Source organism: Mesorhizobium sangaii, assembly GCF_014207355.1.
Classification (GTDB): Bacteria; Pseudomonadota; Alphaproteobacteria; order Rhizobiales; family Rhizobiaceae; genus Mesorhizobium; species Mesorhizobium sangaii.
This window is the reverse complement of record NZ_JACHEF010000002.1, coordinates 275583-296377: the sequence shown is the minus strand read 5'-3', so window position 1 is coordinate 296377 and position 20795 is coordinate 275583. Positions and strand designations below refer to the sequence as shown.

Sequence of the window (20795 nt, the reverse complement as noted above, 5' to 3'; positions counted from 1 at the left end):
TCTATCGAACCCGTGCGTCGATGATCTCGACGAAGCGCGCGAACAGGCCGGCCTGCGATTTGATCTTGAGCTTGCGATAGATGTTGCGGCGGTGAACCTTCACGGTTCCCGGCACGATGCGCATTGCCCTGGCGATCGATTCGGTTGAATGCCCCTGCAGCACCAGGTCGACGACATGCTTTTCGCGCGGCGTTAGCGACAGGCTCTGCCAGATATGGGCGCGATCGAACTCGTTGACCGGAGCGGTCGTCTCGTCCTGCTTTGTCTCGGCCGGCTCGTCGGCCGGGAGCGCAGGCCAGCGCAATCTGGCGAAGCTGATCACCGCCGGCGCCATGTCGCGCAAAAGCCTGGCATCGGCGGTGCCGAACGGACCCGATGCGCGCAGCCGCATCAGCGACAGCACCAGCGCGTCTTTTCCCGGCAAAGGCACGAAGAAGCCGACCTCCTCGGCCAATCTGGTCTGGCTGTAGTAGGAGCGAAAATATTCGCTGGCGTAGAAGCGGTCCGGGGCGAGTTCGCGCATACGCCAGAACCCTTCCTTGCGCTCGACCGCCGCGTGGTGGAACGGGTCGAGCAGGTATGGCCCTTCCTGATAGAGCGCGACGAAGACGTGGCTTTCGGCCGGCGAAAAGGTCTCGAACAGCAGCGGCGGGCGCGCAGCACCGCGATAGCCGAAGATCACGCAATGATCGAAGTCGACGTGCTGGCGCAGCCAATCGACCATCGCCTTGCCGAAGAGGTCGCCGCTCGTCTCCCGCGTCGCGGTGACAAGCGTGGCAAGCTGGCCGTATTCGTCGCTGCGGGACAATCCATACCCCCTTAAACGAGAAAATAGATCAGATATACCACCTGCGAGGTATATACTAGCCGCCATTGGCTCTGGTAGCGTTCCGGAATTGCCCTGTTGCTGGAGCCCGCAGCCTTGACCGCAGTGCCCGACATCGAGTTTCGCGGCGTCACCAAGCGTTATGGCGCGGTGACCGCGGTCAGCGGCATCGATCTTGCCGTGCCGCCTTCCGCCTTTGTCGCCCTGCTTGGACCGTCCGGCTGCGGCAAGACGACCTGCCTGCGTATGATCGGCGGCTTCGAACAGCCGAGCGAAGGCCAGGTGTTCATTCGCGGCCAGGACATGGCCGGCACGCCGCCCTACCGGCGGCCGGTCAACATGGTGTTCCAGCAATACGCGCTGTTTCCGCATCTCGATGTCGAGGACAACGTCGCCTACGGGCTGCGCCAGGCACGGCCGCGGCTCTCGTCGCGCGAGATCGCGTCAAGGGCAGGCGAGGCGCTGGCCATGGTGCGGCTCGCCGGCTATGGCCGCCGCAAGATCCACGAACTGTCCGGCGGCCAGCAGCAGCGTGTCGCGCTGGCGCGCGCGTTGGTCAACAAGCCGGCGGTGCTGCTGCTCGACGAGCCGCTGGCCGCGCTCGACAAGAAGCTGCGCACCGACATGCAGATCGAGCTGCAAAACCTGCAGCGCGAGATCGGCATCACCTTCGTGTTGGTCACCCACGACCAGGAGGAAGCGCTGTCGATGAGCGATTTCGTCTGCGTCATGAATGGCGGCCGCATCGTCCAGCTCGGTCAGCCGAACGAGATCTATGACGAGCCGGTCGATCTGTTCGTTGCCGATTTCGTCGGCAAGACCAATCTGCTGAACGGCAAGGTCGCCGGGCACTCCGGCGAGCTGGTGGACATCGCGCTTGCCGACGGCACGATCATTGCGGCGCGCAAACGGACGGCCTTGCAGAAGGGCGAGACCGTGTCGGTCAGCCTGCGTCCCGAATCGCTCAGTCTCGGCGCTCCCGGAAGCGGCCGGTTCAAAGGCATCGTCCGTAACCGGATTTTCCTCGGCTCGACCGCGGAATACGCGATCGAGGTCCAGGGCATCGGAACGCTGCTCGCCAGAGCCGACCACCTGATCGGCCACGGCAATCTCTTCAAGCCGGGTGAACCCGTCGCCATCGGCTTTGCCGCCGGAACGCCCCTGGCGTTTCCGGACCCCAAGAACAACGGGACCAACCAGAGGGTAACCAAACATGTCGAAATCATATCGTGATGGACTGCCGATAAGCCCTGAAAACTTCGTGGACCAGCTGATGCGCCTCAAGCGCGGCTCGATCGGCCGCCGCGACTTCCTCGGCCTCACCGGCCTCGGCATTGCGACGGCGGTGATGGCGCGCGAGATCGGCATCATGCCGACGCCGGCCTTTGCCGCTGAGAGCCTCGGCGACCGTATGTCGATCGCCACCTGGCCGAACTATCATGACCCGGCGACGTTCGAGAATTTCAAGAAGGACACCGGCGTTGCCGTGGAGGTCAACGTGTTCGGCTCCAACGAGGAAATGCTGGCCAAGCTGCAGGCCGGCGCGTCGGGCTGGAGCCTTTTCGTACCGACCAACTACACGATCTCGACCTACAAGAAGCTCGGTATCATCGAGGCGCTCGATATGGCGAAACTGCCGAATTTCGACGGCACGCAGGAGGATCCGCGCTTCACCTCGGAAGGCACGATCGACGGGACGACCTACGCCGTGCCGAAGAACTGGGGCACCACCGGCTTTGCCGTCAACACCAAGAAGCTGACCAAGCCGATGACCAGCTGGAAGGAGTTCTGGGACACCGCCATGGCGGAGGGCGACGGCCGCACCATGGTGCATGATTACCAGCTGACCACGATCGGCAACGCGCTGAAATATTACGGCTATTCGTTCAACTCGCTGAAGCAGGACGAACTCGCCAAGGCCGAGGAATTGCTGCTGAAGGTCAAGCCGCATCTGTTCGCGGTCTCATCCGACTACCAGCCGGGAATGCGCGCCGGTGACGCCTGGATGACCATGTGCTGGACCAATGACGGCGCGCAGCTGCATCGCGACATCCCCGAGATCGCCTATGTGCTGGGCAAGGAAGGCGGCGAGATCTGGACCGATTTCTACGCCATCCCCAAGGACGCGCCGAACAAGCCCGCCGGCTACGCGCTCCTCAACTACCTGATGAACCCGCAGGTCGCGGTCAAGGAGCACCTGGCCAACGGTGCGCCGTCGACCGATGCGCGGGTCAACAAGCTGCTGCCCAAGGAGGTGCTCGACAATCCGATCCTCTATCCGGCGGCCGATTTGTTGACGCCGCTCGAGTTCGGTGCGGCGGCGACGCTGACCGATCCCGGCCGGGCCGAACTGATGGCCCGCTTCAAGTCGGCCTGAGCGACCGGCCTGATGCAGACAATTGACCGGCGGGCAAATGTCCGCCGGCACCGGGGCGGTTTCAATGCACGGCAATAAATTTCGTCATAATCTGCTGACCGCCTTGCTGCTCGGTCCGGCGGCGGCGTGGCTGGTGGTCTTCCTGGTGCTGCCGTTCATCGCCATCGCCGTGTTCAGCGTCGGCGAGCGCGCGCCGGAAGGCGGCTACCAGGCGGCCTTTACGCTGGCGCAATATGCCAATCTTCCGGCGCGGGCGACCGCCTTCTGGAACACCATGATGCTGGCGCCGATGGGCGCGCTCGCCTGTCTTCTCGTCGCCTATCCGGTGGCCTACTACCTAGCCCTGCAGGCGGCGCAGCGCTGGCGACTGATCCTGCTGGCGCTCGTCGTCATTCCGTTCTGGACCAGCCTTCTGATGCGGACTTATGCTTGGATGTATGTGCTGGGCGGTCGCGGCATTCCGGCTCTGCTCGCTTATGTCGGCTTCGAGGATATCAGGCTGATCAACACGCCGGGCGCCGTGCTGCTCGGCATCGTCTATGGCTATCTGCCGCTGATGATCCTGCCGATCTATGTCAGCCTCGAGCGGCTCGACCGCAGGCTGTTGGAAGCCTCCGCCGATCTCGGCGCGACGCCACTCTCCACGTTCCTTGGCGTGACGCTGAAACTGTCACTGCCGGGGGTGATGACCGGCTTCTCGTTGGTCATGATCCTGCTGCTCGGCGAATATCTGATCCCGACGCTGCTTGGCGGCGGCAAGGTGTTCTTCATCGGCAATGCGCTGGTCGACCTGTTCCTGCAGTCGCGCAACTGGCCGTTCGGATCGGCCATCGCGATCACGCTTGTGCTGGTCTCGGTGGTGGTGCTGATTGCGGCCAACCGCATCTCGACCAGGGTTTCGGGCGCCCGCCGGGTGGATCTGATCTGATGCGCGCCTTCGTCATTGCCGTCTTCGCCTTCCTTTACCTGCCGATCGCGCTTGTGGTGCTGTTCTCCTTCAACGCCGGGCATCATGCGAGCGAGTTCACCGGCTTTTCCGTGCAATGGTACGGCAAGGCGCTGGCCAACCCGTTCCTGGTCGAGGCGCTGAAGAACAGCCTCTTCATCGCCACCACCAGCGCCTCGCTGGCGGCGCTGTGCGGCACTGCGGCCGCGCTTGGCCTGGCGCGCGTCAGTCTACGGACCCGCGCTGTCTTCGATGCGCTTCTGGGTGCCGCGATCGTCGTTCCCGGGGTCGTCATCGGCATCTCGACGCTGGTCGCACTCGTCCAGCTGTTCGCGGTCGTCAACCCGTTCCTCGCCTCGATATGGCCCGACGATCAGCCGCCGCGCCTGTCGCTCGGCTACGGCTCGATCATCGCGGCGCACGGCCTGTTTTCGATGGCGCTGGTGACGATGATCGTCGGTACGCGTCTCGGCAGCCTCGACCGCAACCTGGTCGAGGCGTCGAGCGATCTGTACGCGACGCCGTTGACGACGTTCCGCAGCATCGTCCTTCCGCAGATCATGCCGGCGGTGGTCGCCGGCTTCCTGCTGGCCTTCACCTTCTCCTTCGACGATTTCATCGTCGCCTTCTTCGTCGCCGGTGCGCAGACGACGCTGCCGATCTATGTCTTCGCGTCGATCCGGCGTGGGGTGACGCCGGAAATCAATGCCATCGCGACGATCGTGCTCGTCGCCTCCGTGCTGCTTGTGGTGCTTGCCCAATGGCAGCTGCGCCAACGCAAACCATCAAACTGAAAGTCGCACCATGATCCTCAAAGACCGCATCGCCGTGGTGACGGGTGCCGGCTCCGGCATCGGGCGCGCCGGCGCCATGATCATGGCGAGGGAAGGCGCGCTGGTCGTCATCGCCGACAGGGACCAGGCCAGCGGCGAGGCCACGGTTTCAGACATCCGCGCGGCGGGCGGCCAGGCCGAGGCGCTCACCACCGATGTCGCGGATGACGCAGCGGTCGAGCAGCTCATCACCGGCACCCTCGACAAGCTTGGGCGTATCGACATCCTGCACAACCATGCCGGTATCCAGGTCGGCGGTACGCTGACCGAAGTCGAGGTCGGCGGCATGGATGCCTCGTGGCGGGTCAATGTGCGGGCGCAGTTCCTGGCGGCCAGGCTGGCCATGCCGTCGATGATCGCGCAGGGCGGCGGGGTCATCCTCAACACCGCCTCCAATTCGGGCGTGTTCTACGACCGCGAAATGATCGCCTACGCCACGTCCAAACATGCCGTGGTGGCGATGACCAGGCAGATGTCGCTCGACTATGCCAGGCACAATGTCCGCGTCAACGCGCTCTGCCCAGGCTGGGTCGACACGCCGTTCAACGAACCGTTCATCGCCCAGATGGGGGGGCGCGAGGCGATCGAAAACTATGTCCGCACCAAGATCCCGATGGGACGCTGGGCCAGCGCCGAAGAGATCGCCGAGGCGATCCTGTTCCTCGTTTCCGACCGCTCGTCCTTCATGACCGGCCAGGCGCTGGTGATCGACGGTGGCGAAAGCATCGGCTGAAGTAGCCGTCTCGGCCTTCAACCAGCCGGCAAATATCGTCATTGCCTGCGAGTTCTGGCGCCTGCGCCGCGCCGACAGCCAATACCGACCGACATCGACCGTACAGTCGAAAGGCTGCACCAACTGGGCGGAACAGAGCTCACGGCTGAACATCGAAATCGGGAGCAGCGCCACGCCGGCGCCCTGGACGGCAGCGTTCGCCATGGTGACCGATGAGTCGAAGACGATGCCCTTGATCGGCGGGCAATGGCACCCTGCCGTCTCGAACCAGCGTAGCCATTCGTCTTCCCTGTAGGAGCACAGCAGCGTTTCGCGCGCGAGATCGGACGGGTCGCGCAGACGCGCGGCAATGTCGGGCGTGCAGGCTGGCGAGAAGCCGCCGGGCAGCAACGGCGTGTTCTCGGTGCCCTGCCAGGAGCCGTCGCCGAAGCGTACGGCAAAATCGAGACCGTCGGCGGCAAGATTGGCCCGGTTGTTGTTAGTCGAGATGCGCAGCTCGATGTCCGGATAGGCCTGGTGAAATGCCGGCAATCTGGGGATCAGCCATCCCGAGGCGAACGTGCCGACCACACCGACGGTGACGATATCGTTGAAGCGGCCACCCTCGAAGCGGTTAAGCGTGACGCTGATTCTGTTGAAGGCGTCGCTCAGTACCGGCAACAGAGCCTCGCCCTCCTCGCTCAAAGCGAGGCCGTGCGGCAATCGGCGGAAAAGCCTGATACCAAGGGCCTCTTCAAGGCCCTTGAGCTGACGGCGGCCTGGGTGACGCGCAGTTCGAGGCCGGCGCCAGTGAAGCTGAGATGCCTTGCGGAGGCCTCGAAGGCGCGCAAGCCATTCAATGGGAGGTGCGATCGCTTCATCATCCCAGCCCTAATTTTTCTTATGGCGGGGGCGATGTTTACTCGTTTGCGATGGCGCCGGATCCGGTCCAGTTCTGCTGCGCGGGGCGATAGAGAGTATGGACATGACAAGCAGACGCAATTTCATCAGTGGTCTCGCGGTGGTTTTGACGGCCCCGGTTGGCGCCATCGCGAAAGCGGCAATAAGCCCGACAAAATTTGATGGGGTCTTGCCGAAAATAAGGCAGATCGAGGCGAAAAGCGGCGGCCGGCTCGGCGTGGCCTGCCGGATCTCCGGAACGACCGCGCAATTCGGCTATCGCGAGGGCGAGCTGTTCCCCATGTGCAGCACTTTCAAGGCACTTGCGGCGGCGTTCATCCTGCATCGTGTCGACGGCGGCATCGAGCAGCTCGACCGCAGCATCAAGATTCCGCACGACGCCGTCATTGCGAACTCTCCGACGACCAAGAAACACGCCGGCGGCTCGATGACGGTGGCACAGCTTTGCGAGGCGGCCGTGACGGTCAGCGACAATGGGGCGGCCAATCTGTTGTTGGAGTCCTTTGGCGGTCCGGCGCAGCTGACAGCCTATCTGCGTTCGATCGGCGACAAGGTGACCAGGCTGGACCGGATCGAGCCGGAGCTGAACGAGTCGCTGCCGGGCGACGCGCGCGACACGACCTCGCCGCTGGCCATGGCCGACAATTTCGAACGGCTGACGATCGGCAACAGCCTGTCGGAAAAGGGCCGGGCGCAGCTTGTCGATTGGCTGGTGGCTAACAAGACCGGCGACGAGCGCATAAGGGCGGCACTGCCGAAAGGCTGGACATGCGGCGACAAGACCGGAACCGGCGCGCACGGCAGTACCAATGATGTGGCCGTCATCTGGCCGGCTTCCGGCAACCCGATCTTGATGTCGGTCTATCTGACCGGCACGAAACAGAGCCTGGCCAAACGCAACGCCGTCATTGCTTCTGTCTCACGGGCATTGGTCGAAGCGATCGCGGCGTAAATGCTTGTATCGGGCGGCGCGGTGCTGCCGCGCCGCTGCATTCATACATGCTTGCGGCCGCCCGCCTCGCGGAACCAGCTGTCGGGGTAGGGATACCACCAGTCCTGGATCGTCGGTTTGTGGTCGATGATCACCATCTTCGAGCGGCGGAAGGCGTCGAGGCCCTGGCGCCCAAGTTCGCGGCCGAGGCCGGAGGCCTTCCAGCCGCCGAAGGGCAAGGCGTCATTGTCGATCAGCGGGTTGTTGACCCAGACCATGCCGGCCTCGAGCCGCTCGGCGGCCTCATGCGCTTCGGCCAGGTCGGTGGTGAACACCGAGGCGCCGAGCCCGAACGGGCTGTCATTGGCAAGCCGGATCGCCTCGTCGAAATCCCTGACCCGGCAGATCGCGGCGACCGGGCCGAAGCACTCCTCGCGCACGATGGCCATGTCAGGGGTGACGCCGGTCAGGATCGTCGGCTCGTAGAACCAGCCGGTGTTGTGCGCAGGCGGAATGCGGCCGCCGGTGATGGCCGTGGCGCCATGCGCGATCGCATCGTCGACCAACCGCATCACCTTCGCCCGCGCGGCTTCGCTGACCAGCGGGCCGATCTCGGTCTTGTCCATGCCGTTGCCGATGCGCAGCGCGCGTGTCCTTTCGGCGAACAGGTCGACGAAGCGGTCATGCACGGCGTCGACGACGAAGAAGCGCTCAGCCGAGGTGCAGACCTGGCCCGTGAGGTGAAAGGCGGCGGTGACGCTGCCGGCGGCGGCGACCTCGAGCGGGGCGTGTTGGCTGATGATCAGCGGATCGCTGCCACCGGCCTCGATGACGCACGGTTTCATGCGCTCGGCACAGGCCACCGCCACGGCCTTGCCGGCGGCGACCGAGCCGGTGAAGGCGACGGCATGGGTGCGGTCCGAGGCGATCAGCGCCTGCGCGGTGGCAGCACCACCCGGCAGGCAGGAGACCAGCCCTTCCGGCAGCGAGCGGAACACGGTCATGTAGTCGAGCGTCGACAGCGTCGTCGCCTCAGCCGGCTTGATGACGCAGGCATTGCCGGCGGCGAGCGATGCCGCGACCGTCCAGCACATCAGCAGGATCGGGAAGTTGTAAGGCATGATGTGGACGGAGACGCCATAGGGCTCGTAGCGTGCATACTGGAACGAGCCGGCCTGCGTCGTGCCGGCGATCTTGCCGGCATCGTCGCGCGCCATCTCGGCATAGTAGCGGAAGATCGGCGCGCAGTTGGCGATCTCGCCGATGGCTTCCGGATAGGGTTTGCCCATCTCGCGCACCATCAGCTCGGCGCAGCGCGTGAAGTCGGCCGCCTCGATGGCGTTGGCGACGGCATGCAGATGCCTGGCGCGGCTCTTGGCGTCGAGCTTTTTCCAGGCAACCTGCGCCTTGGTGGCGGCAGTCAGCGCTGCATCGATCTCGCCATCTGTCACAGCGGCGATCGCGCCGACCGTTTCCAACGTCGCTGGATCGATCACCGGTTTGTTCGCGTCGGCCATCGGCCGGTAATCGGGATTGACGAAGAAAGTCGGCCGGTCAGGGGAGAAATGCATGGATATCCTCTCCGACCCGCTTAGCGGATCATGTAGACCTTCTTGATCGTCTCATGGACGGTGCAAACGCCTTTCCAGTCCTGCGGAAAGAAGGCCGCCGTGTCCGGCTCGATCTCGATGATCTCGCCGGATTCATGCACATAGGTGCAGCGGCCCTCGAGGAAGTGGCAGAACTCGTCGCGGGTGACGCGGCAGTGCCATTTGCCGGGCGTGCAGACCCACAGGCCGCATTCCGAACGGCCCTCCGGCCCCTTGTGCAGCAGCTTGCCCGAAGTGTGGGATTCGCCCTCGATCATAGTCGGGATGACGCCCCAGTCGACGAGATCGGTAATGGCGAGCGGGGATTTCATGATCGGCGTTGTCATATCGATTTTCCCTGGAATGGCATTGGTGCTCACCGGCACATGAAGGCCTTGGTCAGCGTTTCGGTGATGATGGAGATGCCGGTCCAGCCGGCGGGGAAGAACACAAGCGTGCCGGCCTCGACCGGAATCTCTTCGCCGTTGTCATGAACGTAGCTGCCGCGTCCCGACAGGAAATGGCAGAACTCGTCGGCAGGGAAGGTGACCTTCCGCGTGCCTGACGTGCATGACCACAGGCCGCATTCGCTCGATCCGTCCGGGTTCTGCGACAGGATCTTACCCGAGGCACGCGGCGCGCCGGCGAGCGTGTTGCTGCCCGCTCCCCAATCCTCCAGGTCCACGGTCGAGGCCTTCGGCCAATGCGGTGTCGGCATGTCATCAAGCTCCGAGGTTCAAGCCAGCATGTAGACGTTGCGCATGGTCTCATGCACGGTGCATTCGCCCGTCCAGCCGGCCGGGAACATGACCACGGTTCCAGCACTGACTTCTATCACTTCACCGACATCCGACCTGTAGGTCGCACGGCCGGCGACGAAATGGCACAATTCATCGCGCGGGATGCTGAGGCGCCAACGGCCGGGCGTGCAGACCCAGATCCCCGATTCCGGCTGGTTGTTCGGCCCCTTGTGCACCAGCCTGCCCGTGGAATGGGACGCGCCGTCCAACGCATCCGGCTGGGCGCCCCAGTCGACGAGGTCGGTGCGGGTCGAGGCCTGATGGAGGTGTGGTGCGGAGGAGGTCATAGGGAGGCTCCTTCGACGCTAGTTCTGATCCGTCTTCGCTCTACGACGCCCCCCTCTGTCCTGCCGGACATCTCCCCCTCAAGGGGGGAGATCGGCAGCCTTGGCTTCGGCGCCCCTTTTCCAGCGTAAAAAATTGGCGAAAGCAGTCGCGAAATCCAATCTCCCCCCTTGAGGGGGAGATGGCCGGCAGGCCAGAGGGGGGTGCCTTGGCTCGGCATTTCGAGCGTCGCGCTCACAGCAATCTCTCCAGCAATCCAGCAGCCTTTTCCGGGCCGTTCTGTGCGTGCATCTGCGCCGAGGTCTTTGCCAGCCTGGCCTTCATCGCCGGATCAGTCAGGCAGGCTTCGATCTTGGCGACCAGTTCAGCATCGTTCCAGTCGTAACGCGGCATGCCGAAGCCGTGGCCGGTCTCCTCGACGCGGGTGGCGTTGTCGTGGCCGTCCCAGACATAGGGCATGATGATCGCCGGCTTGCCGAAATAGAGGCACTCGGTGAACGAGTTGTTGCCGCCATGGTGGATCACCGCATCGACCTGCGGGATGACCGACGGCTGCGGAAACCAGCTCTCGACGATTACGTTGCCGGGCACGTCCGTGTACTGGTCCTTGTAGCCGCCGACATTGACCAGCGCCCGGTAGCGGGTCTTGCCCAGCGTCGCGATGATGCGCTTCAACAGGTCGACATCGCCGGCGCCCAGGCTGCCGAAGGAAACATAGAGCAGCGGCCCGTCATTGTTCTCAGCGAAGGTCGGCATCGTGTAGGGTTTTTCCTGCCGCACGCAGCCTTCGAGATACTGGAATTTTGCCGGATCGAGCGGATGGCGGCGCTTGAACTTTGCCGCCTCGGGATAAAGCAGCAGGTTCAGGTAGGGCGAGGCTTCGAAGAACTGGCCGATCGGATAGGGCGCCTCGTTGTTGGCGGTGAGGAAGGCGTTGAAGTCGTCATGGATCGGCTTGATCACCGCGTTGAAATGGTCGCGGTAGCGCTGGTGGCCGGCATGGTCGTTCTCGCCGCAGCCGGACAGATGCGGCGGAATGTCCTCGTCCTCGATCTCGTTTTCCGAGCAGGAGATGACGCGCACCCACGGCTTGCCGAACTGCTTGATCGCCGGGAACAGGATGACGTTGTCGACGCAGATGACGTCCGGCTTGATGTCAGCCAGAACGCGCGGCAGATCCTTCTGCGCCCATTTGGCGCTGTCGACGATCGCCGTCCAGCAATCCTTTACGTAATTTTCGACCTGGTCATAGGGCGATTTGCGGAAGTTCGGGATGTGGCCGTTGATGAAGTCTTCCCAGAACTTGGCCATCTGCTCGGGCGGCATCGGCTCGGACAGGTTCACCGGATGGGCTGCGAAGCCGTAGCCCTTGTAGACGTCGACGAAGCCGGGATCGGACAGGAACACCGCTTTGTGTCCACGCGCCTCTACCGCCTGGGCGATGCCGACGGAATTGAGCGCCGGGCCATAGGCCGCTTCGGGAAAAAACGCGATCGTCTTCTGCGCCATCAGGCTTCTCCTTCACTCTGCGAAAATTCTGACATCGGCGGCATCCCAGCCGAGTTCGACCTGGTCGCCCGACGAGACCGGCCGGCGGTCCGCGGCATCGGCGGTGACGCGCACCAGAACTGGCCTTGGCGACAGGGGGGTGCGGACATGCAGCTGCAGGTCGAGCCCGTGATAGGCCAATGCCTCGACCGTGCCGGTAGTGCAGTTGGCGGTTTCCACCGACGGGAAAAGCCGGATGCGCTCGGGCCGCACCGAGGCGACAGCGGACGCACCGGGCGCAAGTGTAGCGGGAACCTTGCCGGCGATCCGTGCGCCATTGACGGCGAGCACGCCATCGGTGACGGCCTTGCCTGGCACGAAATTCATCACGCCGATGAAGTCGGCGACGAATCGATCGGCGGGATGCTCATAGACCGCATGTGGGGTGTCGCATTGCAGCAGCTTGCCGTCCTTGAGCACGGCCATGCGGTCGGCCATGACGAGCGATTCTTCCTGATCGTGGGTGACGATGACGAAGGTGATGCCGACCTCGTGCTGCAAGCGCTTCAATTCCAATTGCATTGCGCCGCGCAGCTTCTTGTCGAGGGCGCCGAGCGGCTCGTCGAGCAGCAGCAGCCGGGGCCGCTTGACCAGCGCCCGGGCGAGCGCGACGCGCTGCTTCTGGCCGCCTGACAATTGCTCCGGCTTGCGGTCGGCGAAGGCAACGAGTTCGGTCGTCGCCAGGATGGCATCGACGCGGGAGCGGATTTCGCTAGCCGGCAAACGCTCCATTTCCAGGCCGTAGGACACATTAGCCCTGACGCTCATATGCGGGAACAGCGCGTACGACTGGAACATCAGATTGACCGGCCGCTTGTTGGGCGGGGTCCTAGCGATGTCGCGGCCGTCGAGCAGGATGCGGCCGTCATTGGGCGTCTCGAAGCCGGCCAGCATGCGCAGCAGCGTGGTCTTGCCGCAGCCCGAAGGCCCGAGCAGGGCGAAGAACTCGTTCTCGCGGATATCGAGCGAGATGCCGTCGACAGCGGTCACCCGGCCGAAATTCTTCGACACGTGATCGATGGCCAGCAGCGTGCGCGGTTCGCTCATTGGCCTGTCATCCCACGGTTGAGCTGCTGCGACAGGGTCAGCGCGGTGATCGACACCGCCATGACGATGGTGGCCAGCGCGTTGATCTCCGGCGTGATGCCGAAGCGGATCATCGCGTAGATCTGCATCGGCAGCGTGGTCGAAGCGCGCCCGGCGCCGGCGGTGAAGAAAGCGATGATGAACTCGTCGACCGACAGCGTGAAGGCAAGCAGCGCGCCGGCGATGACCGCCGGCAGGATGACCGGCAATGTCACCCGCCGGAAAGTGGTGACTGCGGAGGCGCCAAGGTCGGTGGACGCCTCGACGATCGACCAGTCGAAGCTTTTCAGCCGGGCACGCACCACCGAACAGACGAAGGCGAGGTTGAACACGACATGGGCAAGGATGATGGTGTGCAGCCCCATGGTCAGGTTGAGCATCGAGAAGAACGAGAGCAGCGCGATCGCCAGCACGATGTCGGGAATGATCATCGGCGCGAAGATCAGCGCTTCGAGACCCTTGCCATGATGCCGGCGCATCTCGACGCCGATCGCCAGCAGCGTGCCGAGCAGCGTGGCGATGGCCGTCGAGACCAGCGCCACGATCAGCGTGTTGAGCGCTGCGGACAGGATCGCGGAATTGCCGGCCAGCGAGACATACCATTTCAGCGAAAAGCCCGACCATGCCGTCGGCAGCCCGCCTTCGTTGAAGGACAGCGCCACCAGCACGGCGATTGGAATGTAGAGGAAGGCGAAGACCAGGCTGAGCACGAGCCAGAGTGTGCGCCGCGTGGCGGGAGACCGCTCAGCCATCGGCGCCTCCACTCGCCTCGATGGCGCGGCCCGAGGCGCGATCCGCGGCCAGCGCCTGTGCCATCAGCACAAGCAGCATGATGGCGATCAGCATCATGGCGAGTGCCGCGCCGAAGGGCCAGTCATTGGCGGTCAGGAACTGGTCGTAGACGAGATTGCCGATCATCTGGAAGCGGCCGCCGCCGAGCAGCGCAGGGGTGACGAAATTTCCGATCGACAGCACGAAGACGAACACGGCGCCGGCGGCGATGCCGGGCACGGTCAGCGGCAGGATGACACGGCGAAAGGTGGTGATGGCCGAAGCGCCGAGGTCACGCGAGGCCTCGGCGAGTTCGGGGTTGAGACGCGACAGCGGCGCGTAGCAGGCGAGGATGACGAAGGGCAGGTAGTTGTAGACCAGGCCGGCGATGACGGCACCTTCGGTATAGAGCATCGAAGGCGGCTCGCCGGTGTAGCCGAACCAGCGCAGCAGCTGAGTGATCAGGCCCTCGCGGTTGAGCAGCACGATCCAGGCATAGGTGCGGATCAGGTAGTTGGACCAGAACGGCAGTACGGCGAAGAACAAGAGCACCGGCTGCAGCCGGCACGGTGCGGCTGATATGGCATAGGCGGCGGCATAGCCGATCACCACCGCGATCAGGGTCGCAGTGCCGGCGATGCGTGCCGATTTGAGGAAGATGCCGGCATAGAGCGGGTCGAAGACCAGCCCGAAGTTCTCCAGCGTGAAGGTGTATTCGATGCCGCCATAGATGCCGCGGCGGAAGAAGGCGAGCGCCAGCACCAGCGCGCACGGCACCACCATCAGCGCGGTCAGCCAGACCAGCGCCGGGGCCATCAGCAAGGAGGAGCGAAGTCTGGTCTGGGACAATGTTTGGGTACCGCTCAAGGCCGGCAGCAGAAGCGCCGCCGGCCGTGATGTCTGGTTTGCCGCTGCTTACTGCGCGGCCTTGATCTCGCTGACGATCTTCGAATAGTCGCGCTGGGCGTCGCCGACGTCTCGCAGCTGCTCGAACTTGACAAGGTCGGCCACCGGCATCGCCATGTTGGGGAAATCGGCCGGCAGGCTTTCCATAGCCGGCTTGTTCGGCACCTTGTAGTCGATGTTCTGCGCCGCCCAGGCATGGTTCTTGGCGTCGAGCATGAAGTTGATGAACTGGAAGGCCGCGTCCTTGTTGGCGGAAGCCTTCATCACCACCATCGTGTCGACCCACAGGTCGGATCCTTCCTTGGGGATGACGTACTTGACCTCGGGCTTCTCGGCGATGCCGTAATTGCACCAGCCGTCCCATGCCTGCACCATCAGCGCCTCCCCGGAAACCAGCTTCGAATAGAAGGTGGTGTCGTCATAGGCGAGCAGGGTCTTCTTGGCCGAGATCAGCAGGTCCTTGACCTCGGCCATCTTGGCCGGATCGGTCTCGTTGACCGAAAAGCCCTTGTCGAGCTGGCCGGCGGCGAGCAGCCAGCGGTCGGTCGCCAGCATGGTGGTCTTGCCCTTGAGGTCGTCGGAGGGGGCGAGAAGGTCGCTCCAGCTGGTCGGCGCCACCTTCACCAGGTCGGAGCGATAGCAGAGGCCTGTCGTGCCCCAGGTGTAAGGCACTGAGAAATTGTTGCCGACATCGTGCGGCAGCTTGGTCGCTTCGGGATAGAGGTTGGCGAGGTTGGGCACCTTGGCATGGTCGATCGGCTCGGTCAGGCCGAGCTTGTTCAGCACCTCGGCGAAGGGCGAGGAGACGAAGACCACATCATAGCCCTTGCCGCCGGCGGCGATGAGCTTGCCCATGATCTCTTCGTTGGTGGCGTGAACAACCACTTCGCCGGCGACTCCGGTGGCGGTCTTGAAGGCAGCCATGGCGTCGGGCGCCATGTAGCCGTCCCAGTTGGAAATGACAAGGTCGGCGGCAGCCGCCGGTGCGGCCAGCGCCAAGGCCAGGCCAAGTGCGATTGACGGCATCTTCAGCGAACGGTGCCGCAAGAGGGTGGTGGCGGTCATGACAGGTTCCCCATTATGGTTGATCGTCGAATTCATTCGCCGGCTGCGACCCATGCCGCTGCCTCGATCCTGTTCCCTCGGTCTTTTGTGCCGATTGTTCTGACAGTACTATTGCAGAAAAAAGTACGTCAATCCATAATTTGCCAAACGACCGAGGAATCTGGCCGATTATGTCCGTGACGCCGATCGGTCAAAGCATACAGGTCATGTCCGTTCACGAGTATTGTCATGCAAGCCGCCGCCCGACGACCCCGCACCAACCACCTCGACCTGGCGCAGCGCATCCTGGATGTTGCCCGGCAGCGCGGCTTCGAGGCCGGCGCGCGCCTGCCCGAACAGCAGATCGCCTCGCTGTGCAATGTGTCGCGTACGCCGGTGCGGGCGGCGCTTAGCCTGCTTGCGGAACAGGGCGTTGTGCGTTGGGAGGCGGATTCCGGCTATTACCTTGCAGTCGACCTCACGAGCCAGCCGGCTATCGCCGCTGAATTGCCGCTTACCGAGGAGGACGAGCTCGCCGAGGCGATCCTGCGCGACCGGTCGGCGCGGCGCCTGGATCAGACGGTGACCGTCGCGGGCTTGATGCGGCGGTACAATGCCGAGCGCAAGACGGTACTAAAATCGCTTAACAGACTAACAGAAGAGAATCTACTCGACCGTGCGCCCGGCCAGTCTTGGTTATTCCGCCGCGCGCCTGACGACCCGGAGGCGCAAGGCGAAAGCTATGAGTACCGCTTGCTGCTGGAGCCCGCCGCCATCCTGACGCCCGGCTTCCGATTGGACGGCGCACGCGCCGCGGCCTTGCGCCAAGGCATGGAAGCGCTGTCGGCGCTGCCGGACGCCGCATTCGACACACGCGAGTTCCAGCGGCTGGACATCGATTTTCACGGCATGCTGGCGGAGGGCTGCGCCAATCGCTTCATCACCGACGCGCTGGCCGATCACCTCAGGCTGCGCCGGCTGCCGGGCATCTATGCCGGCGTCAACGTCTTCCGGCTGCGGCAATCGCTGCGCGAGCACCTGAATATACTCGACCATCTTGAAAGCCGGCAGTATGAGGTAGCGGCCGATCTGCTTCGCATTCACCTGCGGCTCTCCCGTAACCAGCGACCGCAAGCGGCCAGTCGCGGGGCGCCCGCCCTGTTCGGCATGATCAGCCGGCCGGAATGACGAGGATTAGTTGACGCGCAGAGCCAGCCCGACCATCGCGCTGTTTCCCGAAGCGAGTTTCGGCGCGGCGTTGAATTGCGTCGGCATTGCGCAGGCGCTGCGGGCGAGAGGTGCCCGGCCCGTCTTCATCTGCCATGCCGGCTTCTCCGGTGTCTTTGCCGACTATGGTTTTCAGGAATACCAGCTGCCGACCGACGAACCGCTGAGCGACAGCGATCGCCAGAGCTACTGGCAGGCCTTCGTGCGCAGGCATCTGCCGCATTTCAGGCTGAGCCCGATCGACCAGCTGGAAACCTATGTCGCCCCGACCTGGCAAGCGATCGTCGACACCGCGGTCAACGCCGAAGCGCCGCTGCGCCAATTGCTGGCGCGGCTGAAGCCGGACGCGGTGGTGCTCGACAATGTCATCATGTTCCCGGCCATAGCTGCCGCCGGCTGCCCGTGGGTGCGTGTCGTTTCCTGCGCCGAAACCGAGCTTCCGGACGCGCGGGTGCCGCCCTATCTGTCGGGGCTTGGCGCCGACGACCCGCAACGCGCGGCGTTCGAGGCCCGCTATCTCAAGGCCTCGGCGCCGGCGCATGACCGCTTCAACCGCTTCCGCACCGATGCCGGCCTGGCGCCGCTGCCGAAGGGCCTGTTTCTCGAAGCCTCGCCAGATCTCAACCTTCTGCTGACGCCGACGATCGTGCGTCGCGAGCGAGCCGAGCCGCTCGACCCGGCTCGCTTCGTCTATCTCGAAGGCTGCGTGCGTTCGGAAGGACCGTTCCAGGTGCCTGTATTCCCGCGCAATGAGGGGCCGTTGGTCTATCTAAGTTTTGGCAGTCTCGGCGCCATGGATGTCGGCCTGATCGAACGCATGCTGGCCGTGTTCGACAGGCTGCCGGCCCGCTTCATCGTCAATGCCGGCGGCCTGCGAGACGCCTATCGCGCTGTGCCCGACAATGTTTACCTCGACGCCTGGTTTCCGCAGCCATCGGTGGTGGCGAAATCAGACCTGTTCATCCATCACGGCGGCAACAACAGCTTTTGCGAAGCGCTGCGCTTTGGCGTGCCGTCGCTGATCATGCCCTATTGCTGGGACGGGCACGACAATGCGCAGCGCGCCGTGGAGACTGGCGTTGGCAACCATATCGGCCGTGACGCCTGGACCGAAGGAGTATTGGAGAAAGCCATTCTCGGCCTGCTGGCCGATGACGCAATGCGCGCCCGCCTCAGGGACAATGCAGCCCATATGGCGCTGAAACCCGGAACGGATGTGGCCGCGCAAGCCATACTCTCTGTGATACGGACATGAACGAAATGCCTGACATGAACACGAATACCTCGCTCTCCAGCGGCAACGATCCCAAGGCCTGGCTGGCCCAGCACGGCATCAACGAAGTCGAATGCCTGGTGCCTGATATGAACGGCGTCCTGCGCGGCAAGGCCTTGCCGGCGGCCAAGTTCCTCAAGGCGCTGGAGGACCGCGCACTCTATCTGCCGAGCAGCGCCTTCCTGGTCAGCATCGACGGCCGCTATACCGGTTCGATCGACGAGGGTTTTGCCTACTCGGACCCGGACATGCGCATGGTGCCGGATGTTTCGACGCTCACCCTGGCGCCCGGCGCCGGTGCAGGCAAAGCCTATGTCTTCGCCGATGCCTTTCACATGGACGACCGGCCGTGGATGGCCTCGCCGCGCCATGTGCTGAGAGCCGTGCTCGACCTCTACCGTCAACGCGGCTGGCGGGCGGTGGTGGCGCCGGAGCTCGAATTCTACCTGACCGCGCCCAATCCCGATCCCGACCGGCCGCTGACGGCACCGGTCGGCGGCAATGGCCGTGCCGAGAGCGTGCAGCATCCCTACGACATGGCGGCGCTTGAGGAGTTCGAGCCGGTGGTTCGCCGCATCTATGACTATGCGGCGGCATCCGGACTGCCGCTCGACACACTGATCCATGAATCGGGCACGGCGCAGCTGGAAATCAACTTCCTGCATGGCGACGCGCTGCCGCTGGCCGACAAGGTGCTGCTGTTCAAGCGGTTGACGCGCCAGGCCGCCCAGCAAAGCGGCATGCATGCCACCTTCATGGCCAAGCCGATCGCCGCACAGGCGGGAAGCTCCATGCATCTGCACATGTCGGTCATCGACGAAACTGGCAAGACGCTGTTTGCCGGCAGCGACGATGCCGACACCGAAATGTTCGGCCATTTCATCGGCGGCCTGCAGAAATATGTCCCGGAGATCATGCCGCTGTTTGCACCCAACGTGAACTCGTTCCGCCGCATCCGACCGAACCACAGCGCGCCGGCCAACATCGAATGGTCGCACGACAACCGCTCCTGCGGCCTGCGGGTGCCGGCCGGTGGCCGCGCCGCGCGGCGGGTGGAGAACCGCTTGCCCGGTGCCGATTCCAATCCCTATCTGGCGATCGCCGGTTCGCTTCTCGCGGGCTATCTCGGCGTCGAGCAGAAGCTGGCGCGGTCGGCCGAGGCGTCGGGCAATGCCTACAAGATCAAAAGCACGCTGCCGAAAACCATGGAGGAGGCGCTGGATCGTTTCACCGCTTGCGATCCGGTGCGGGAACTGCTCGGCGAGGATTTCTTCCAGACCTATCTGCGCGTCAAGAGCGTCGAACTCGACCTGTTCCAGGGCGTGGTGACGAGCTGGGAACGCGACCACCTGCTGCTGAAGGTGTAATGATGGGCTTCAATTCCGGTTTGGATATCGGCAAATCCTACTATGTCGCGACGGCAAATCCGTCGCCGGACCATCCCGCCCTGCAGGGCGACGTCGACGCCGACCTGGTTGTCGTCGGCGGCGGCTGCACCGGCCTGTCGGCGGCCCTTCACGCCGCCGAACGCGGGTTGAAGGTGGTGCTGCTCGAAGGTGGCAAGATCGGCTGGGGCGCGTCGGGACGCAATGGCGGCCAGATGATCCCCGGTCTGCGCAAGGGTGCCAAGGGACTGGTCAAGCTCTACGGGCCCGAGCGGGCAAAGGTGCTCTTCGACCTCGCCTTCGAGGCGCGCGGGCTGGTGCTCGACATCATCGAGCGTCATGCCATCGATTGCGACCTCAGGCTGACCGGCCATCTGGTCGGCGCGGTCAACGGCTCCGACCTTAGGGATATCGAGGAAGAGGCGGAGTGCCTGGCCACGGTGATGAAGTTCCCGCATGCCGAAATCCTGTCGGCGGCGGAAGCCCACGCCAAGGTCGACACACCCTATCATGGCGCGATGTACGAGCCGCTTGGCGGCCACATGCATCCGCTGAACTACACGCTCGGCCTTGCCCGTGCCGCGGTCGCGGCCGGCGTCACCATTCATGAGAATTCGGTCGCCGTGCGGTTGGAGCGCGAGCCTTCGATCCGGGTCTCGACGGCCAAGGGGTCGGTCCGGGCAAAATACGTCGTGCTGGCGGGCGATGCACTGCTCAACGGGTTGGAGCCGCGCGTCAACAGCCGCATCATGCCGGTCGGCAACTACATCGTCGCGACCGAGCCGCTGGAGGGCAAGCGCAACGTCATCCCGGCCAATGTTGCGGTGTCCGACACTCGCTTCGTCGTCAATTATTACCGCATGTCGGCCGATGGGCGCCTGCTGTTCGGCGGCGGCGAGCGCTACACGCCATCGCCGCCGGCCGATATCGCCGGCTTCGTGCGGCCGCATATGGAAAAGACCTTTCCGCAACTTCAGGGCTGCCGCATCGATCATGCCTGGGGCGGGCTGGTGTCGGTGACGACGTCGCGGCTGCCACATGTCGGGCACTATGGCGAGGTCTATTTCGCGCATGGCTATTCCGGCAAGGGCGTCATCCTGTCGACGCTGTCTGGCAAGCTTTTGGCCGAGGCCATCACCGGCGACGCTTCGCGGCTCGACCTGTTCTCGACGCTCACGCCCATGCCGTTCCCCGGCGGCACGGCGTTGCGCGGTCCACTCTATGTGCTTGGCATGCTGTGGTACGCGATGCGCGACCGCATCAAGCATTGAGCGCTGGCGGCGCGGCGACGAAGCGCTGGCGCTGTCCCGCCGGCGTTGGGAAGGTTGGACGAGG

Annotated in this window: 20 protein-coding genes and 1 pseudogene; 10 read left to right on the top strand and 11 right to left on the bottom strand. The window is 64.1% G+C overall.

Going from position 1 to position 20795, the window contains the following annotated elements; genetic code table 11:
• Position 1: 1 nt before the first annotated feature.
• Complete coding sequence (locus tag HNQ71_RS10550) at positions 2-808, bottom strand: helix-turn-helix transcriptional regulator (RefSeq protein ID WP_184872528.1); 807 nt, start codon at positions 806-808, stop codon at positions 2-4.
• A 114-nt stretch (positions 809-922) separates the two neighbouring features.
• Between HNQ71_RS10550 and HNQ71_RS10545 the strand changes: the two genes are divergently transcribed.
• The 5 genes from HNQ71_RS10545 to HNQ71_RS10525 all read left to right on the top strand — a co-directional run bounded on the left by HNQ71_RS10545 (position 923) and on the right by HNQ71_RS10525 (position 5715).
• Entirely contained in the window at positions 923-2059 is a 1137-nt protein-coding gene (locus tag HNQ71_RS10545; RefSeq protein WP_184872527.1) for an ABC transporter ATP-binding protein, read from the top strand.
• The gene (locus HNQ71_RS10540) at positions 2040-3203 is read left to right on the top strand and encodes an ABC transporter substrate-binding protein (RefSeq protein WP_184872526.1); all 1164 of its coding nucleotides are present in this window, start codon (positions 2040-2042) and stop codon (positions 3201-3203) included. Before HNQ71_RS10545 ends, HNQ71_RS10540 begins: the two co-directional genes overlap by 20 nt.
• 64 nt (positions 3204-3267) lie before the next feature.
• Positions 3268-4131 carry an ABC transporter permease gene (locus HNQ71_RS10535; protein ID WP_246461451.1) on the top strand — a complete coding sequence of 288 codons (864 nt, stop codon included), beginning with the start codon at positions 3268-3270 and terminating at the stop codon, positions 4129-4131.
• Complete coding sequence (locus HNQ71_RS10530) at positions 4131-4943, top strand: ABC transporter permease (protein WP_184872524.1); 813 nt, start codon at positions 4131-4133, stop codon at positions 4941-4943. The genes HNQ71_RS10535 and HNQ71_RS10530 overlap by 1 nt, the downstream gene beginning before the upstream one ends.
• A 10-nt stretch (positions 4944-4953) precedes the next feature.
• Complete coding sequence (locus HNQ71_RS10525; protein WP_184872523.1) at positions 4954-5715, top strand: SDR family NAD(P)-dependent oxidoreductase; 762 nt, start codon at positions 4954-4956, stop codon at positions 5713-5715.
• 9 nt (positions 5716-5724) lie between these two features.
• On the opposite strand, the pseudogene HNQ71_RS10520 reads toward HNQ71_RS10525, so the two are convergent.
• Positions 5725-6575 (bottom strand): annotated as a pseudogene (locus HNQ71_RS10520) (LysR family transcriptional regulator); the annotation flags it as partial.
• A 98-nt stretch (positions 6576-6673) separates the two neighbouring features.
• Here HNQ71_RS10520 and bla point away from each other — a divergent pair.
• Positions 6674-7567 carry a class A beta-lactamase gene (gene bla, locus HNQ71_RS10515; protein WP_210333861.1) on the top strand — a complete coding sequence of 298 codons (894 nt, stop codon included), beginning with the start codon at positions 6674-6676 and terminating at the stop codon, positions 7565-7567.
• Positions 7568-7608: 41 nt separating this feature from the next.
• Here the strand turns inward: bla and HNQ71_RS10510 are convergent, their stop codons facing one another.
• The 9 genes from HNQ71_RS10510 to HNQ71_RS10470 all read right to left on the bottom strand — a co-directional run bounded on the left by HNQ71_RS10510 (position 7609) and on the right by HNQ71_RS10470 (position 15596).
• Positions 7609-9117, bottom strand: a complete 1509-nt coding sequence (locus HNQ71_RS10510) for an aldehyde dehydrogenase family protein (RefSeq protein WP_184872521.1) — start codon at positions 9115-9117, stop codon at positions 7609-7611.
• Between the two features lie 20 nt (positions 9118-9137).
• Positions 9138-9482 (bottom strand): cupin domain-containing protein, encoded by a 345-nt coding sequence (locus HNQ71_RS10505; protein WP_184872520.1) that lies wholly within the window; start codon positions 9480-9482, stop codon positions 9138-9140.
• Between the two features lie 29 nt (positions 9483-9511).
• The gene (locus HNQ71_RS10500; protein WP_184872519.1) at positions 9512-9853 is read right to left on the bottom strand and encodes a cupin domain-containing protein; all 342 of its coding nucleotides are present in this window, start codon (positions 9851-9853) and stop codon (positions 9512-9514) included.
• An 18-nt stretch (positions 9854-9871) separates the two neighbouring features.
• A complete protein-coding gene (locus HNQ71_RS10495; protein WP_027042933.1) occupies positions 9872-10222 on the bottom strand; it encodes a cupin domain-containing protein in 351 nt (116 codons plus the stop codon).
• Between the two features lie 232 nt (positions 10223-10454).
• Positions 10455-11729 carry a glycosyltransferase gene (locus HNQ71_RS10490; protein ID WP_184872518.1) on the bottom strand — a complete coding sequence of 425 codons (1275 nt, stop codon included), beginning with the start codon at positions 11727-11729 and terminating at the stop codon, positions 10455-10457.
• A gap of 12 nt (positions 11730-11741) precedes the next feature.
• Positions 11742-12815, bottom strand: a complete 1074-nt coding sequence (locus tag HNQ71_RS10485; RefSeq protein WP_184872517.1) for an ABC transporter ATP-binding protein — start codon at positions 12813-12815, stop codon at positions 11742-11744.
• On the bottom strand, positions 12812-13606 hold the full coding sequence (locus tag HNQ71_RS10480) for an ABC transporter permease (RefSeq protein ID WP_184872516.1): 795 nt from the start codon (positions 13604-13606) through the stop codon (positions 12812-12814). The genes HNQ71_RS10485 and HNQ71_RS10480 overlap by 4 nt, the downstream gene beginning before the upstream one ends.
• Positions 13599-14441, bottom strand: coding sequence for an ABC transporter permease (locus tag HNQ71_RS10475; protein ID WP_184873311.1), 843 nt, complete (start codon positions 14439-14441; stop codon positions 13599-13601). The genes HNQ71_RS10480 and HNQ71_RS10475 overlap by 8 nt, the downstream gene beginning before the upstream one ends.
• 99 nt (positions 14442-14540) lie before the next feature.
• A complete protein-coding gene (locus HNQ71_RS10470) occupies positions 14541-15596 on the bottom strand; it encodes a polyamine ABC transporter substrate-binding protein (RefSeq protein WP_184872515.1) in 1056 nt (351 codons plus the stop codon).
• A gap of 228 nt (positions 15597-15824) precedes the next feature.
• On the opposite strand from HNQ71_RS10470, the gene HNQ71_RS10465 reads away from it, so the two are divergent.
• From HNQ71_RS10465 to HNQ71_RS10450, 4 genes are read left to right on the top strand one after another with little or no spacing between them, the layout of a single operon-like run.
• Positions 15825-16763, top strand: a complete 939-nt coding sequence (locus tag HNQ71_RS10465) for a GntR family transcriptional regulator (protein WP_184872514.1) — start codon at positions 15825-15827, stop codon at positions 16761-16763.
• 10 nt (positions 16764-16773) lie between these two features.
• Positions 16774-18057, top strand: coding sequence for a glycosyltransferase (locus HNQ71_RS10460; RefSeq protein ID WP_184872513.1), 1284 nt, complete (start codon positions 16774-16776; stop codon positions 18055-18057).
• Positions 18058-18062: 5 nt separating this feature from the next.
• Positions 18063-19442, top strand: coding sequence for a type I glutamate--ammonia ligase (locus HNQ71_RS10455; RefSeq protein WP_184873310.1), 1380 nt, complete (start codon positions 18063-18065; stop codon positions 19440-19442).
• The gene (locus tag HNQ71_RS10450) at positions 19442-20731 is read left to right on the top strand and encodes an NAD(P)/FAD-dependent oxidoreductase (RefSeq protein WP_184872512.1); all 1290 of its coding nucleotides are present in this window, start codon (positions 19442-19444) and stop codon (positions 20729-20731) included. Before HNQ71_RS10455 ends, HNQ71_RS10450 begins: the two co-directional genes overlap by 1 nt.
• Positions 20732-20795: the final 64 nt, after the last annotated feature.